Below are 13,897 nucleotides of genomic sequence, written 5' to 3' on the forward strand. Positions count from 1 at the left end.
GGTCACGGCCTGCAGGTAGTCCATGAGCTCATCGCGCAGGTCGTCGCGTGAGAGGCCGAAGGCGATGGTGGCCTGCAAGAAGCCCGCCTTGGAGCCGCAATCGAAACGCTCGCCGTTGAAACGCAGCCCGTAGACGCCGCGGCCCTGGGTGATCTCGCGGGCGATGGCGTCGGTCAGCTGGATTTCTCCGCCCGCGCCGGTTTCCTTTTTATCCAGCGTTTTCAGCACGTTGGGCGACAGGATATAGCGGCCGATCACCGCCAGGTTGGACGGCTCGGTGCCGGCGGGGGGCTTTTCCACCATGCCGTTCACCGACACGACCGAGCCCATGTCTTCCTTCACGTCCAGCACCCCGTAGGCCGAGACTTTCTCGGGCGGGACTTCCATCGCGGCGACCATGCTGCCGCCGGTTTCCTGATAGGCCTCGACCATCTGTTGCAGGCAGGGCTTTTCCGCCGCGATCACGTCATCGGGCAGGATCACCGCGAAGGGTTCGTCATGGATCAGACGGCGCGCGCACCACACCGCATGTCCCAGACCCAGCGCCTGAGCCTGGCGGATATAGGCCACCGCGCCGCTTTCCATATTGGTGGTTTCCAGAACCTCCAGCAGCTTGGTCTTGTTCTTCTTGCGCAGCTCGTCTTCCAGATAGGGGCGCTGATCGAAATAATCCTCAAGCGCCGATTTCCCGCGCGAAGTGACAAAGATGAATTCCTCGATCCCGGCGGCGCGGGCCTCGTCGATCGCGTATTGCACCAGCGGGCGGTCCACCAGCGTCATGATCTCTTTGGGCACCGATTTCGTCGCGGGCAAAAAACGCGTCCCCAGGCCGGCAACAGGAAAAATCGCCTTCGTAACCTTACGTGTCATCATCAAGTCCTTTGGAAAATGAATTTACGTGGAATTCTACCGGAACTCGCGGTCCGGATTCCACCGCCGATTTGCCGCGATCCAGCCCAGAGCGGGGGTTTTCGCGTCCGTTGGCCGGAAAATGCTCATTCTTTTGTGCTGGTCTTTGTGCGGGCCTGCGTGTCGCGGATATAGTCCAGCAATTGCCGGGTCGAGCCGTCCTTGCCCGCGGCCTTCTGGGCGGCCTCGGGCTGGCCTTGCAGAATCGGATGCAGGGCGGTGGCCAGTTCCTTGCCCAGCTCGACCCCCCATTGATCGAAGGAATTGAGCCCCAGGATCACGCCCTCGGCAAAGACCCGGTGTTCATAAAGCGCCACGATCTGGCCCAGCCGATAGGGCGTCAGCAGATCGTAAATCAAGGTGGTCGAGGGCCGGTTGCCCGGAAATGTCCGGTGATGGGCCAGGGTTTCGGCGCTTTGGCCGCTTAGCCCGGCGGCATGGGCCTCGGCCAGGGCAGTCTCATAGGAGCGGCCCAGCATCAGCGCCTCGGACTGGGCCAGGCAATTGGCCGCCAGCAGGCTGTGGTGATGGGCCAGATCGGGTTCATGCCCGCGCGCGCCCAGCAGGAATTCGCAGGGCACAACGGAAGTGCCCTGGTGGATCAACTGGTAAAAGGCGTGCTGGCCATTGGTGCCCGGCTCGCCCCAGACAACGGGGCCGCAGGGCGTTTGCAGGGCGCTGCCATCCATGGCGACGCGCTTGCCGTTGCTCTCCATTTCCAGCTGTTGCAGATAGGCGGGCAGGCGGGTCAGGCGCTGTTCATAGGGCAGCACGGCGCGGGTGGGATAACCGCAGATCTGGTGGTGCCAGATGCCCACCAGCGCCAGCAGCACGGGCAGGTTTTCAGCCAGCGGCGCGCTGCGAAAATGCGCATCCATTGATGCGCCGCCGGCCAGGAAAGCGTCAAAATCATCCGGCCCGATGGCCAGCATCAGGCCCAGCCCGATCGGCCCCCACATGGAATAGCGCCCGCCGACCCAATCCTCAAAGCCAAAGACACGTTCGGGCGGGATGCCGAATTCAGCGGTTTTTTCCGCGCTGGTGGACAGGGCCACGAATTGCGCGGCGGGCTGATCCACCGAACCCGCCATCCAGCGCCGCGCGGTATCGGCGTTCGTCATGGTTTCAACGGTGGTGAAGGTTTTCGAGGCCACGATCACCAGCGTGGTCTGCGGATCAAGCGGCGCCAGCACGTCATGCACATGCGCCCCATCCACATTGGACACGTAATGCACCCGCGGCCCGTCGCAATAAGGCGCCAGCGCCAGCGTGCCCATCACCGGCCCCAGGTCTGACCCGCCAATGCCGATATTAACCACATCGGTAATGGCGCCGCCGGGCGCGGTGAACCGCCCCTCGCGGACATCTGCGGCAAAGGCGGCCATGCGCGCGCGGGTGGCCAGGACTTCGGGCATCACATCGCTGCCATCCACCCGGATATGCGTCCCTTCGGGCGCGCGCAGGGCCGTATGCAGCACGGCGCGCCCTTCGGTTTCGTTGATTTTTTCGCCATGGAACATGGCGGCGCGTTTTTCGGCCAGGCCGGCAGTTTCGGCCAGCGTCAGCAGGGCGTCCAGAATGGCGGTGTCGATCGCGGTCTTGCTGAAATCGAACAGCATCCCGTCAAACGAGCTTGAGAACCGCGCCGCGCGGTCAGAATCCGCAGCGAAAAGCGCCGCAATATCCAAAGGGGCCGCCCTGTCGTGCAAGCGGCGCAATTTATCCCAATGTATCATCAAATCTTTAAACATGTTGGTTGAGGCCAAGCTATCTCAGGGGGGGCAGGGGAACAACAGGGGGCAGGGCAGGCGGGCCGAAATTTCCCGCGCAATGAGTGCGGATCAGGCAGGTGGGATAAGCGTCACCCGATACGAGAACGCCCGCGCCTGACCAGAGGGCAGCAGGATCGTGTTGGGGCGGTCCTCGATGGCGGGGCCATCGGTGGTGCGGGCGGCGGTGCCGTGCCAGGGCTCGATGCACAGGAACGGCGCGCCGGGTTTGCTCCACAGGGCCAGATCGGGCAGGTTTTCAAAGGTGAATTTCATCTGCGGACCCTGATCGGGCCCATAGGTCAGGCCGGGGATACCAGCATTGGGAAACAGCATGGCGTCGGCGTCAAACAGGCTCTGATCCAGCGTCAAACGGCCCTTTTCAAAGGGCGAGGGATGCCGCTGGGGCGGCAGCAGACCATCCGCGAGGCGGGCCATTTCAGGGGCTGCGGCTCCGTCCAGGGTCACGCGGTGGGGCTGGCCTGCCGCGCCGGGCAGAGGCCAGCGAAACGCCGGATGAAAGCCCAGGCCAAAGGGCAGGGGGGCCGGGCCGGTATTCGTTACGGTGGCGGTGACGGACAGGGCGGTGCCGTCCAGGCTGTGGGTCAGCTCTAGCCGGAAATCGCGGGGGTAGGCGGCGCGGATGGCCTCATCCGGCGTCAGAACATGAGTGCAGGCGGTCTGATCGGCGTGGATCAGGGTGAAACGGCTGCGCCGGGCGAATCCGTGCTGGCCCATGTCGGCGCTGTGATCGCCGACGCGGATGCGGTCCTCTGGCGCGCGGCCGACGATGGGAAACAGGATCGGCGCGCGCCCCGTCCAGTATTGCGCATCCCCATCCCACAGGTAATCGCGGCCGGCTGCGTCTTGCAGGCTTTGCATTTCGGCCCCCAGAGCGCTGACCGTCACCGACAGCTGGCCGTTCGAAATCTGGATCAGGTCGTCAGTCATAGGGGCATTCCCGGATCAGAGGCTTTTGGCCAGGCTATCGAAATCGCGCAACATTTTTATCAAATCGGCCATCTGATCCACCTGGATCATGTTCGGCCCGTCACAAGGCGCCATATCCGGATCCTGGTGGGTTTCTATAAACAGGCCCGACACGCCAACCGCACAGGCGGCGCGGGCCAGGGCGGCGACGAATTTACGCTCGCCCCCCGAACTGTTGCCGCGCCCGCCGGGCTGCTGCACCGAGTGCGTGGCGTCGAAAATCACCGGATAGCCGGTTTCGGCCATGGTGGGCAGGCCGCGGAAATCATTGACCAGCGTGTTATACCCGAACGAGGTGCCGCGCTCGCACAGCATGATCTGGGTATTGCCGGTGCTGGCGATTTTTTCGGCGACATTGCCCATTTCCCAAGGTGCCAGGAACTGGCCCTTCTTGACGTTGATCGGCTTGCCGGTCTGGCCGGCAGCGACCAGCAGATCGGTCTGGCGACACAGGAAGGCGGGGATTTGCAGGATGTCCACCACCTGCGCCACGGGGGCGCAATGGCTGGTTTCGTGCACATCGGTGATAACCGGGCAGCCGAAGGTGTCGCGCACCTCTTGCAGGATGCGCAGGCCTTCCTCCATGCCGATGCCGCGCGACGAGCCGATCGAGGAGCGGTTCGCCTTGTCATAGCTGGATTTATAGACAAAGCGCGTATTGCTGGCCGCGCAGGCCTTGGCGATCTTTTCGGCCATCATCAGGGCGTGGTCGCGCCCCTCCATCTGGCAGGGGCCGGTGATCAGGGCGATGGGATTGCTGCCGCCAAAGGGAATGTCGCCGACAGTGACTGTTTTCGTCTCTAATATGGCCATTATTGATCCTTCAGAACCGAGTTGATACGGGCGACATCCTCGGGGTTGTTCAGCTCCCAGAAGACCCGGCCGCGCCCTTCGACCTGCACGCAGGCCACGGTGTGGCCGTTTTCCAGGAACCGCAGCTGTTCCAGCCCCTCGCGTTTTTCCAGCGCGCCTTCGGGCCAGCCGGTATAGGCGCGCAGGGCGTCGGGGCGATAGGCATAGACGCCCACGTGGTGATAGACGGGGATGTCATCGGCGGGCACTTTATCGGGGTCGATATAGGGGATGACTTCCTTAGAGAAATACAGCCCGTGCCCGGCGCGGTTGAACACAGCCGTGGTGCCGCCCACGCGGCCAGCCTGGCGGTCCTCGATGAAATGGCCATAGGTCAGCGCGTCGCATTGCAGTACGGGCGTGGCCACCTGAGCGGCCGGATCGCGTTCCATGGCGGCGATCAGGTCCTCGATGAACCATTCGGGCGTCAGGGGCGCGTCGCCTTGTAGATTGACGATCAGATCGGCCTCTACCTCGCCCGCAGCCAGCGCCTCGGCGCAGCGGGCGGTGCCGTTTTCGGCCTCGGGCGAGGTCATGATCACGCTGGCGCCAAAGCCCTGCGCATGGTCGCGAATACGGTCATCATCGGTAACCACATGCACCTCGGCCACGCCTTGGACGCGTTGCGCGGCCTCCCAGCTGAGGCGGATCAGGGATTTCTTCTCGCCCGAGGGCAGGGTCAGCTCGGCCAGCGGTTTGCCCGGATAACGGGTCGAGGCATAGCGGGCAGGGATCAGGATCACGGTTTTCATCAGGAACCTTTCAGACAACGCCCGCGCGCAGCAGGTCATGCAGATGCAGGATGCCCACGGGGGCGTTGGTGTCATCGACCACAAAGAGCGTGGTGATCTTGCGTTCATTCATCAGCGCCAAAGCCTGCGCGGCCAGCAGGCTGGGGGCCACGGTGACGGGGTGCATCGTGGCCACATCGCCAGCGGTGCTGTCCATCAGATGCGCCATGTTGCGCCGCAAATCCCCATCCGAGACGATCCCGACCAGCGCGCCGCCCTCCAGCACGCCGACGGTGCCAAACCCCTTGGAGGTCATCTCGATCAGCGCCTCTGGCATGGGGGTATTGGCCTCAACCAGCGGCAGGGCATCGGCCCCGTGCATCAATTGCGCCACGGTGGACAGCTGCGCGCCCAGCTTGCCGCCCGGATGGAAGGTGCGGAACTGATCGGGCTGGAAATTGCGCTGCTCCATCAGGGCCACGGCCAGCGCATCGCCAAGCGCCAGCGCCAGCGTGGTGGATGTGGTGGGGGCCATGCCCATCGGGCAGGCCTCGGGGGCGGGGGGCAGCAGCAGCTGGTAATCGGCCGCCTGCATCAGGGTGCTGCCCGCGCGCGAGGAAATGGCCACCAGCGGAATGGAAAATCGGCGGGTATGGGCCAGGATGTCGCCCAGTTCCTGGGTTTCGCCACTGTTCGAAATCAGGATGCAGATGTCATCAGGCGTGATCATGCCCAGATCGCCGTGGCTGGCCTCGGAGGCATGCACGAAAAACGAGGGCGTCCCGGTCGAGGCAAAAGTGGCCGAGATCTTGCGCCCCACATGCCCCGATTTGCCGATGCCGGCGACGATCACGCGGCCGCTGGTGCCCAGGATCAGGCGGATCACAGCGGCGAAATCGGCGGGCAGGTGGCTGGCCAGTAGGGCCAGGGCCTCGGATTCGGTGGTCAGAACGCGGGCGGCTGTGGCCTCGATCGTTTCGTCAGAAAGGCGATGATTGTCCATGGCTTTGCATGTGTCACAGGACAGCGCACCGTTCAACAGATATCCCGCGCCGCCCTGCGCGGGAAAACGCCGTTGAAACGAGGGGGGCAAACCTCGTATGAGGGCCGTCAAAGACGGGGTTTGGCCAGATGAGCAACGCAGAGCAGAGTGAATGGGGAAACGCAGGCCGCCTGGTGGCCGTGGTGGTCACCCATAACCGTCTGGATAAGCTGAAGGCGACGCTGGCGCGCCTGCTGGCGCAGCCCCGCCCCCTGCTACAGGCCGTGGTGGTGGTGGATAATGTCAGCACCGATGGCACGGGCGATTGGCTGGCCGCGCAGGACGATCCGCGGCTGGTGGTGCAAACCAGCGCGGGCAATATCGGCGGGGCGGGCGGCTTTGAAAACGGGATGAAACTGGCGGTGCAGCGGTTCGATCCCGACTGGCTGGTGGTGATGGATGACGATGCGCGCCCGGAACCGGATGCCTTTGCGGCCTTCCACGATCTGGCGCCCATCCAGTGGGACGGGATCGCGGCCGCGGTCTATTTCCCCGATGGGCAGATCTGCGAGATGAACCGCCCCTCGCGCAACCCGTTCTGGCATGGGCGCGAGTTTCTGCGCACGATGTTTGGCGGCGGGCGCAGCGGGTTTCACCTGGATCCCAGCGCCTATGAGGGGCCGGCGCGCGCGATTGATGTGACCTCGTTCGTGGGGTTTTTCATCAGCCGGGCGGGGGTGCAGCGGATCGGATACCCCGATGGCGGGCTGTTCCTGTATGGCGATGACGGGCTTTATACGCTGGGTCTGCGCAAGGCAGGCGGCGCGATTGGCTTTGAACCCTCGGTGCGGTTCGAACATGACTGTTCCACCTTTGGCACCCATACGCAGCGCGGCCGGTTCGTGCCCCTGTGGAAGGTCTATTTCTATCACCGCAACCTGCTGCTGCTGTATAAAATGGCGGCGGGCTGGCTGTTCTGGCCGGCGCTGATGGTGATCTTGCCCAAATGGCTGCTCAAGGCGCGGGCGCATCGGGGCGAGCGCCGCGCGTTCCTGTCCTTGCTGGGCCTTGCGGTGCTGGACGGGCTGCGCGGGGATACCACGCGCGGGCTGGACGAAATCCAGGCCCGCGCGCAAAGGGCTGACACGGCGCGTTGATCACTTCTGCAAGATCGTCCGGTGGTGCCGCCGCATCAGCAGCAGCCCAAGCAGCAACAGGGCCATGCTGACCCCCAGAACGTATTCGGGCGACACATATTGCGCGTTGTACATCGGGTAGAACCCTTGCCGCATCATGCCAACCACATGCACCAGCGGGTTCCACCACAGATAGGTCTGGGCCCCCGGGGGCAGACCATCGAAGACAAAGAACACGCAAGACGCCAGAAACAGCGGCCGGGTGGCAATGGACCAGATCATCTCCCAGGTGGGAAACAGCCCGATCAGCGCGCAATTGAGCGTCCCGATCGCCAGCCCCAGCAACATGGTCAGAGCCATGGATCCGACGATCGGCATGATCTCCACCACGGTGCGCGTATCGGTGACCAGGATCAGCCCGCTCAGAAGCAGATAGGTGACCAGCGTATTGGTCAGCGCATTCAGCAGGAACCGGGCCAGGACGGCATCAATCCAACTGATGGCGGGATAGGCCAGCAGCGGCTTGGAGAAGTTGATCGCCTTGGCGACCTGGTTCCCCAGCGAGACATACATGTTGAACGGCAGAAAGCCGGTTGCATAGAACAGCAGAAAGCTGTTGCCCAGCGGGGGCGAGCGGATGATCAGGGAAAAACCGGCCCCCAGAATCAGGATGCCTCCCAGCGGTTCCAGGATCGCCCAGAGGTACCCGCCCGGTGTCCGCCCATAGCGCGTGGACATTTCGCGTAATATCAAGGCAGCGATGGCCCGGAAGGGGGCAAAGCTGCGGTGCTGGCCAGGCGGGCTTGGTGTCTGAGGGGACGAAGGCAGCGATGCCATGGCAGGTTTCCTATACTGGTCAATGCATTTGGGTTTATGTAGACAGACATTAAGGTATTCAAAACGCTTCCGGTAGGAGCATCTTTTTCATGAGCGATAATTCCCAGACCCCGGCCGCCACCCCGGCTCCTGATCAGGCAGGGCAGGGGGCAAACAAGGGCGGTGGACAGCAAACCGTCGTGCGTATCAAGCCGATGGCCGGCCCCGCCAAGATGCGCAAACGGCACGGCCGGCTGATTCTGAGCTTTGCGCTGATGGTGCTGCTGCCCTTTGTGGTGACCGTGTCCTACCTGTGGCTGATCGCCGAAGATCAGTACAGTTCGACCACCGGCTTTACCGTGCGCCAGGACGAGGGCAATGCGGCCTCGGATCTGCTGGGGGGGCTGACGCAATTTGCCGGGGGCAGTACCTCGGGGGATAGTGATATCCTGTATGAATTCATCCAGAGCCTGGAAATCGTCAAGAACGTGAATGCAGCCCTGGATCTGCGCAGCCATTACGAAGCGCACTGGGACACCGATCCGGTTTTCGCGCTGCAGCCGGGCTCGAGCGCCGAGGATCTGCTGGGCTATTGGCAGCGCATCGTGCGGCTGTCGTATGACCAGGGCACAGGGCTGATTGAGGTTCGGGTGCTGGCCTATTCGGGCGACATGGCCCAGAAGATTGCGTCGGAAATCGTGGCGCAGAGCCAGGAAATGATCAACGAGCTGAACGATCAGGCCCGAGGGGATGCGCTGCGCTATGCTCAGCAGGATCTGCAAGAGGCCCTGGACCGGCTGAAAACCGCCCGCGAGGCGCTGACGCAATTCCGCTCGCGCACCCAGATCGTGGACCCCGAGGCCGATTTGCAGGGCCGGATGGGGGTGATGAACAACCTTCAGCAGCAACTGGCCGAGGCCCTGATCGAACATGATCTTCTGTTGCAGACCACCTCGGGGAATGACCCGCGTCTGGCGCAGGCCAAACGGCGGATCGAGGTGATTCAGGATCGTATCCGCATCGAACGCGAAACCTTTGTCAGCGAAAACACAGATACCGGCGCCGTGGGCGAGGATTATCCCAAGCTGATCGCCGAATTCGAGGCGCTGACCGTGGACCGCCAATATGCCGAGGAAAGCTATCGCGCCGCCCTGTCCGCGCTGGAACTGGCCCGCGCCAAGGCCGATCGGCAAAGCCGGTATCTGGCCACCTATGTGCGCCCGACCCTGCCCGAAACCTCGGAGTTTCCGCGCCGTTTCGTGCTGTCGGGGCTGGCCTTGCTGTTCCTGACCTTGTTCTGGTCGATCCTGGCGCTGATCTACTACAGCATTCGCGACCGTAGCTGAGGCCGCCATGATCCGGTTTGAGAACCTGACCAAGAGCTTCATGGTGCGCGGCCAGCGCAAGGTGGTGATCGACAATCTGGATCTGACCCTGCCCACGGGCAAATCGCTGGCTTTGCTGGGGCGCAACGGGGCGGGGAAATCCACCTTGCTGGAGATCATCGCCGGCACCATGCCCCCCGATAGCGGGCGGGTGGTCTCGGACGGGTCGATCTCCTGGCCGGTCGGGTTTGGCGGCTCGTTTCACCGCGAATTGACCGGCGCGCAGAACGTGCGTTTCATTGCCCGCATCTATGGCGTGGACACCGAAGAGCTGATCGAGTTCGTGCGCGACTTCGCCGGGTTGGGCCCGCATTTTCACATGCCCCTGCGCAGCTATTCCTCGGGGATGAAATCGCGCCTGGCCTTTGGCACCTCGATGGGAATCCGGTTTGACACCTATCTGGTGGACGAGGTCACGGCCGTGGGCGACGCGGCCTTCAAACGCAAAAGCCGCGCGGTCTTTATCGAGCGCATGCGCGAGTCCAGCGCGGTTCTGGTCAATCACGATATGGGCCAGCTGCGTGATTTCTGCGATGCGGGGATCGTTCTGGACAAAGGAAGCATCCAGTATTTCGACGACCTGGAAGAGGCGATCGCCGTCCACCAGGCAAACATGAGACGCGCGAAATGACCCGCGTGGGGGTGATCGGCGCGGGGGCCTTCGGGACCGCATTGGCCCTGGCGCAGGCCGTGCGCGGTGCGCCGGTGGTGCTGTGGGGGCGTGATCCCGCGGCGATGGCCGCCATGCATGCCACACGGACAGCGCCCGCCTTGCCTGTCGTGCCGCTGCCGTCCGAGATCCTGGTCACGCCCGATCTGGGTGCCGTGGCGGGCTGCGAGGTGATCCTGTTGTCGATCCCCACTCAGGCGCTGCGCGGGTTTCTGACCGATCATGGCGCGGGGCTGGGCGCTGCGGTTCTGGTGGCCTGTTGCAAAGGCGTTGAGCGCGGCACCGGCCTGCTGCCCACGCAGATCATCGCGGATGTGCTGCCCGGCGTGCGCACCGCCGTGCTGACCGGGCCCAGCTTTGCCGATGACATCGCGCGGGGCAAACCCACGGCGCTAACGCTGGCCACCGATTTGCCGGATGGCGCGGCGTTGCAGGAACAGCTGTCCACGCCCGCATTTCGGCTCTATCTCAGCGATGATCCGGTGGGGGCGCAGCTGGGAGGCGCGCTGAAAAACGTGATCGCTCTGGCCGCGGGGATGGTGATCGGCGCGGATCTGGGCGAAAGCGCGCGCGCGGCGCTGATGACGCGCGGCTTTGCGGAAATCACCCGCCTGGCCGCCGCGCAGGGCGCTCATCCCGAAACCTTGCTGGGCCTGTCGGGCTTTGGCGATCTGATCCTGACCTGTTCCTCGGAAAAATCGCGCAACTTCAGCCATGGCATCCGCGTCGCCCGCGGCGAGGCGGACACAGGCGGCAAAACCGTCGAGGGCGTGATGACCGCCCATGCCGTCAGCGAGCAGGGCGCGGATATGGACCTGCCGGTGATCCACATGGTTTCGGCCCTGCTAAAGGGGCAGGTGTCGCTGGCTCAGGCCATGGACGCGCTGCTGCAACGCCCGCTGAAATCGGAACGGTAAACCTTGATTTGATCAGGACCGTGGCTAAGCTGATCCTGACGTGTTTTCAGGAGATTTTTCATGATCAGAGCATTTGCCGTGATTGCCGCGCTGTATCTGGGGCCATGTCTGGGGCTGAGCGCCGGGGCCGCACAGGCGGGTGAGTTCCGCATTGGCTTTGACTGGTCCGGGCTGAAACTGTGTACCAGCGGGCGGCCCAACACGGTGGCCAATCCGGTCTTTACCGTCAAAGACCTGCCAGCGGGCACCAAGTTCATTCAGTTCCGCTTGGTCGATCTGGATGTGCCGGGGTACAATCATGGCGGCGGCGTGGTCGCGATTTCCAAGGATGGGAAAATCCCGCGCGGGGCTTTCAAATATCAAAGCCCCTGCCCGCCCAACGGGGCGCATACCTATGAATGGACTGCCACTGCCAAGACAAAGAAAGGCTTTGGCGGGCAGAAACTGGGCGTGGCCAAGGCGCGGCGGAAATATCCTCAATAGGCTCTGATTTCGACCCTATATAGGCTAAACCCCGACCAAGAGGCCGGGGTTTGCTTTGGCTTATTCCTCGCCGGGCAGGATGCGTACGGCGCCTTTGGCGGCCGAGGATGCAAAGGCGGCATAGGCCTTCAGTGCCTTCGATACCGCGCGCGGACGCGGGGCGGCCGGGCCCCAGGGCAGGGGGCCCTTGGCGGCGCGGCGGGCCTCTAGCGTGGCGTCATCCACGGCCAGGTTGATGCTGCGGTTCGGGATGTCAATCTCGATCATATCCCCGGTTTCCACCAGCGCGATCGCCCCGCCCTCGGCGGCCTCGGGCGAAGCATGGCCGATCGACAGGCCCGAGGTGCCCCCCGAGAACCGCCCATCTGTCAGCAGCGCGCAGGATTTGCCCAGGCCCTTGGATTTCAGATAAGACGTCGGATACAGCATTTCCTGCATCCCCGGACCGCCCTGCGGGCCCTCATAGCGGATGATCACCACCTCGCCCTCGGTCACTTTGCCGGTCAGGATGCCGCTGACCGCATCGTCCTGGGATTCGAACACCTTGGCAGGGCCGGAAAACTTCAGGATCGAGGCATCCACCCCGGCGGTTTTCACGATACACCCGTCCAGCGCGATATTGCCGAACAGCACGGCCAGACCGCCATCCTGGCTGAAGGCGTGTTCCTTGGCGCGGATCACGCCGCCTTCACGGTCGGTATCCAGTTCCTTATAGCGGTTCTGGGTCGAAAACGCCTGCGTGGTGCGCACGCCGCCGGGGGCGGCCTTGAACAGTTGCTCGGCCTCGGGGTTATTGGCGACCTTGATGTCCCATTTGGCGATGGCCTCGCCCATGGTGCTGGAATGGACGGTGCTGACCTCATCGTTCAGCAGGCCGGCGCGGCTGAGCTCCCCAAGGATCGAGAAGATGCCGCCAGCGCGGTGCACGTCCTCCATATGGACGTTGTGGATGTTGGGCGCGACCTTGCACAGGCAGGGCACCTGACGCGACAGGCGGTCCATGTCGGTCATGGTGAAGTTGACCTTGCCCTCATAGGCGATGGCCAGAAGGTGCAGCACGGTGTTGGTGGACCCGCCCATGGCGATGTCCAGCGACATGGCGTTTTCAAAGGCTGCAAAGGTGGCGATCTCGCGCGGGAGCAGGCCTTTTTCCTCGCCCTCATAATGGCGCTTGGTGATGTCCACGATGCGGCGCCCGGCCTCAAGGAACAGGTTCTTGCGATCCGCGTGGGTGGCCAGGGTCGAGCCATTGCCCGGCAGCGCCAGCCCCAGCGCCTCGGCCAGGCAGTTCATGGAATTGGCGGTGAACATGCCCGAGCAGGACCCACAGGTGGGGCAGGCGTTTTCCTCGATATGCTGGACCTGTTCGTCGGTGAATTTATCGTCGGCTGCGGCCACCATGGCATCCACCAGGTCGATCTTGGTCATCTCCAGATCAGCGATGTCGATCTTGCCGGCCTCCATCGGCCCGCCCGACACGAAGATCACCGGAATGTTCAGGCGCATGGCGGCCATCATCATGCCCGGCGTGATCTTATCGCAGTTGGAGATACAGACCATCGCATCGGCGCAATGCGCGTTGACCATATATTCCACGCTATCGGCGATCACCTCGCGCGAGGGCAGCGAATACAGCATCCCGTCATGGCCCATGGCGATGCCATCATCCACGGCGATGGTGTTGAACTCCTTGGCGACACCGCCGGCGTTTTCAATCTCGCGCGCGACCATCTGGCCCAGGTCTTTCAGGTGGACGTGACCGGGCACAAACTGCGTGAATGAATTCACCACCGCGATGATCGGCTTGCCGAAATCGCTGTCAGTCATGCCGGTGGCGCGCCAAAGGCCGCGGGCCCCTGCCATGTTACGGCCATGGGTGGAACGCCGGGAACGGTAATGCGGCATTTTCTCTTCCTTCAAGCTGCTGGCGGCGCGGCGCCGTTTCAGGCGTTAGGCATAGCCCAGATGCCGTCGGAGGGACAATGGCGAAGCGTCATTGGCGATGAAAAACGCCTTCTTGGGGCATTTGAACAGCGCCTTTCGAATTTTTTGCACGGCAGGCTCAGAAACTTGCGGTCTACACGGCAAGAGCACTGGATTATCCGAAAGAGGTATGGAATTGAAACACCGAGATTTCGAACGTATTAAAACATTGGGTCCTTGAAGATTTTTGGGAAAGGGTGGATTTGTGACGACTGCCGAAAAAGCGCAATTGCATCTTGTCTTGCAGCCTCTTGTCGCCGCCGATCGTGATCAG

The 13,897-nt window shown here is 63.2% G+C and carries 13 protein-coding genes; 5 read left to right on the plus strand and 8 right to left on the minus strand.

Annotated elements, in window-relative coordinates; all coding sequences use genetic code 11:
* The 6 genes from galU to ACP15O_RS18300 form a co-directional block, all read right to left on the minus strand.
* Positions 1-870, minus strand: an 870-nt coding sequence (galU, locus tag ACP15O_RS18275) for a UTP--glucose-1-phosphate uridylyltransferase GalU (protein WP_425095471.1), incomplete at its 3' end; no start/stop codon positions are given.
* A 125-nt stretch (positions 871-995) separates the two neighbouring features.
* A complete protein-coding gene (gene pgi / locus ACP15O_RS18280) occupies positions 996-2,645 on the minus strand; it encodes a glucose-6-phosphate isomerase (protein WP_425097455.1) in 1,650 nt (549 codons plus the stop codon).
* A gap of 105 nt (positions 2,646-2,750) precedes the next feature.
* On the minus strand, positions 2,751-3,629 hold the full coding sequence (locus tag ACP15O_RS18285; protein ID WP_425097456.1) for an aldose 1-epimerase family protein: 879 nt from the start codon (positions 3,627-3,629) through the stop codon (positions 2,751-2,753).
* Between the two features lie 15 nt (positions 3,630-3,644).
* Entirely contained in the window at positions 3,645-4,481 is an 837-nt protein-coding gene (gene kdsA, locus ACP15O_RS18290) for a 3-deoxy-8-phosphooctulonate synthase (protein ID WP_425097457.1), read from the minus strand.
* Positions 4,481-5,272, minus strand: a complete 792-nt coding sequence (locus ACP15O_RS18295) for a 3-deoxy-manno-octulosonate cytidylyltransferase (protein WP_425097458.1) — start codon at positions 5,270-5,272, stop codon at positions 4,481-4,483. Before ACP15O_RS18295 ends, kdsA begins: the two co-directional genes overlap by 1 nt.
* A gap of 10 nt (positions 5,273-5,282) precedes the next feature.
* The gene (locus ACP15O_RS18300; protein ID WP_425097459.1) at positions 5,283-6,254 is read right to left on the minus strand and encodes a KpsF/GutQ family sugar-phosphate isomerase; all 972 of its coding nucleotides are present in this window, start codon (positions 6,252-6,254) and stop codon (positions 5,283-5,285) included.
* A 128-nt stretch (positions 6,255-6,382) separates the two neighbouring features.
* On the opposite strand from ACP15O_RS18300, the gene ACP15O_RS18305 reads away from it, so the two are divergent.
* On the plus strand, positions 6,383-7,390 hold the full coding sequence (locus ACP15O_RS18305) for a glycosyltransferase family 2 protein (protein WP_425097460.1): 1,008 nt from the start codon (positions 6,383-6,385) through the stop codon (positions 7,388-7,390).
* Here ACP15O_RS18305 and ACP15O_RS18310 read toward each other — a convergent pair whose 3' ends face one another.
* Positions 7,391-8,206 carry an ABC transporter permease gene (locus ACP15O_RS18310; protein ID WP_425097461.1) on the minus strand — a complete coding sequence of 272 codons (816 nt, stop codon included), beginning with the start codon at positions 8,204-8,206 and terminating at the stop codon, positions 7,391-7,393.
* Between the two features lie 89 nt (positions 8,207-8,295).
* Here ACP15O_RS18310 and ACP15O_RS18315 point away from each other — a divergent pair, with 89 nt between their 5' ends.
* From ACP15O_RS18315 to ACP15O_RS18330, 4 genes are read left to right on the plus strand one after another with little or no spacing between them, the layout of a single operon-like run.
* Positions 8,296-9,531: a KpsE/RkpR family capsule polysaccharide export protein gene (locus ACP15O_RS18315; protein WP_425097462.1), complete on the plus strand. Its 1,236-nt coding sequence runs from the start codon at positions 8,296-8,298 to the stop codon at positions 9,529-9,531.
* Positions 9,532-9,538: 7 nt separating this feature from the next.
* Positions 9,539-10,201, plus strand: coding sequence for an ABC transporter ATP-binding protein (locus ACP15O_RS18320; RefSeq protein ID WP_425097463.1), 663 nt, complete (start codon positions 9,539-9,541; stop codon positions 10,199-10,201).
* Positions 10,198-11,157, plus strand: a complete 960-nt coding sequence (locus tag ACP15O_RS18325) for an NAD(P)H-dependent glycerol-3-phosphate dehydrogenase (RefSeq protein ID WP_425097464.1) — start codon at positions 10,198-10,200, stop codon at positions 11,155-11,157. The genes ACP15O_RS18320 and ACP15O_RS18325 overlap by 4 nt, the downstream gene beginning before the upstream one ends.
* A gap of 60 nt (positions 11,158-11,217) precedes the next feature.
* Positions 11,218-11,640 (plus strand): hypothetical protein, encoded by a 423-nt coding sequence (locus tag ACP15O_RS18330; RefSeq protein WP_425097465.1) that lies wholly within the window; start codon positions 11,218-11,220, stop codon positions 11,638-11,640.
* A 60-nt stretch (positions 11,641-11,700) separates the two neighbouring features.
* On the opposite strand, the gene ilvD is transcribed toward ACP15O_RS18330, so the two are convergent.
* Complete coding sequence (ilvD, locus tag ACP15O_RS18335; RefSeq protein WP_425097466.1) at positions 11,701-13,545, minus strand: dihydroxy-acid dehydratase; 1,845 nt, start codon at positions 13,543-13,545, stop codon at positions 11,701-11,703.
* Between the last annotated feature and the right edge of the window lie 352 nt (positions 13,546-13,897).

Origin of the sequence: Youngimonas ophiurae (nom. illeg.) (assembly GCF_049803795.1) — a bacterium.
Classification (GTDB): Bacteria; Pseudomonadota; Alphaproteobacteria; order Rhodobacterales; family Rhodobacteraceae; genus Thalassobius.

Bases quoted from the DNA above. Each gene is read 5' to 3' on its own strand.
- ACP15O_RS18310 (WP_425097461.1), bottom strand. From the start codon at position 8,206: ATGGCATCGCTGCCTTCGTCCCCTCAGACACCAAGCCCGCCTGGCCAG.
- ACP15O_RS18330 (WP_425097465.1), top strand. From the start codon at position 11,218: ATGATCAGAGCATTTGCCGTGATTGCCGCGCTGTATCTGGGGCCATGT.
- ACP15O_RS18300 (WP_425097459.1), bottom strand. From the start codon at position 6,254: ATGGACAATCATCGCCTTTCTGACGAAACGATCGAGGCCACAGCCGCC.
- kdsA (WP_425097457.1), bottom strand. From the start codon at position 4,481: ATGGCCATATTAGAGACGAAAACAGTCACTGTCGGCGACATTCCCTTT.
- ilvD (WP_425097466.1), bottom strand. From the start codon at position 13,545: ATGCCGCATTACCGTTCCCGGCGTTCCACCCATGGCCGTAACATGGCA.
- ACP15O_RS18320 (WP_425097463.1), top strand. From the start codon at position 9,539: ATGATCCGGTTTGAGAACCTGACCAAGAGCTTCATGGTGCGCGGCCAG.
- ACP15O_RS18325 (WP_425097464.1), top strand. From the start codon at position 10,198: ATGACCCGCGTGGGGGTGATCGGCGCGGGGGCCTTCGGGACCGCATTG.
- ACP15O_RS18305 (WP_425097460.1), top strand. From the start codon at position 6,383: ATGAGCAACGCAGAGCAGAGTGAATGGGGAAACGCAGGCCGCCTGGTG.
- ACP15O_RS18295 (WP_425097458.1), bottom strand. From the start codon at position 5,272: ATGAAAACCGTGATCCTGATCCCTGCCCGCTATGCCTCGACCCGTTAT.
- ACP15O_RS18285 (WP_425097456.1), bottom strand. From the start codon at position 3,629: ATGACTGACGACCTGATCCAGATTTCGAACGGCCAGCTGTCGGTGACG.
- ACP15O_RS18315 (WP_425097462.1), top strand. From the start codon at position 8,296: ATGAGCGATAATTCCCAGACCCCGGCCGCCACCCCGGCTCCTGATCAG.
- pgi (WP_425097455.1), bottom strand. From the start codon at position 2,645: ATGATACATTGGGATAAATTGCGCCGCTTGCACGACAGGGCGGCCCCT.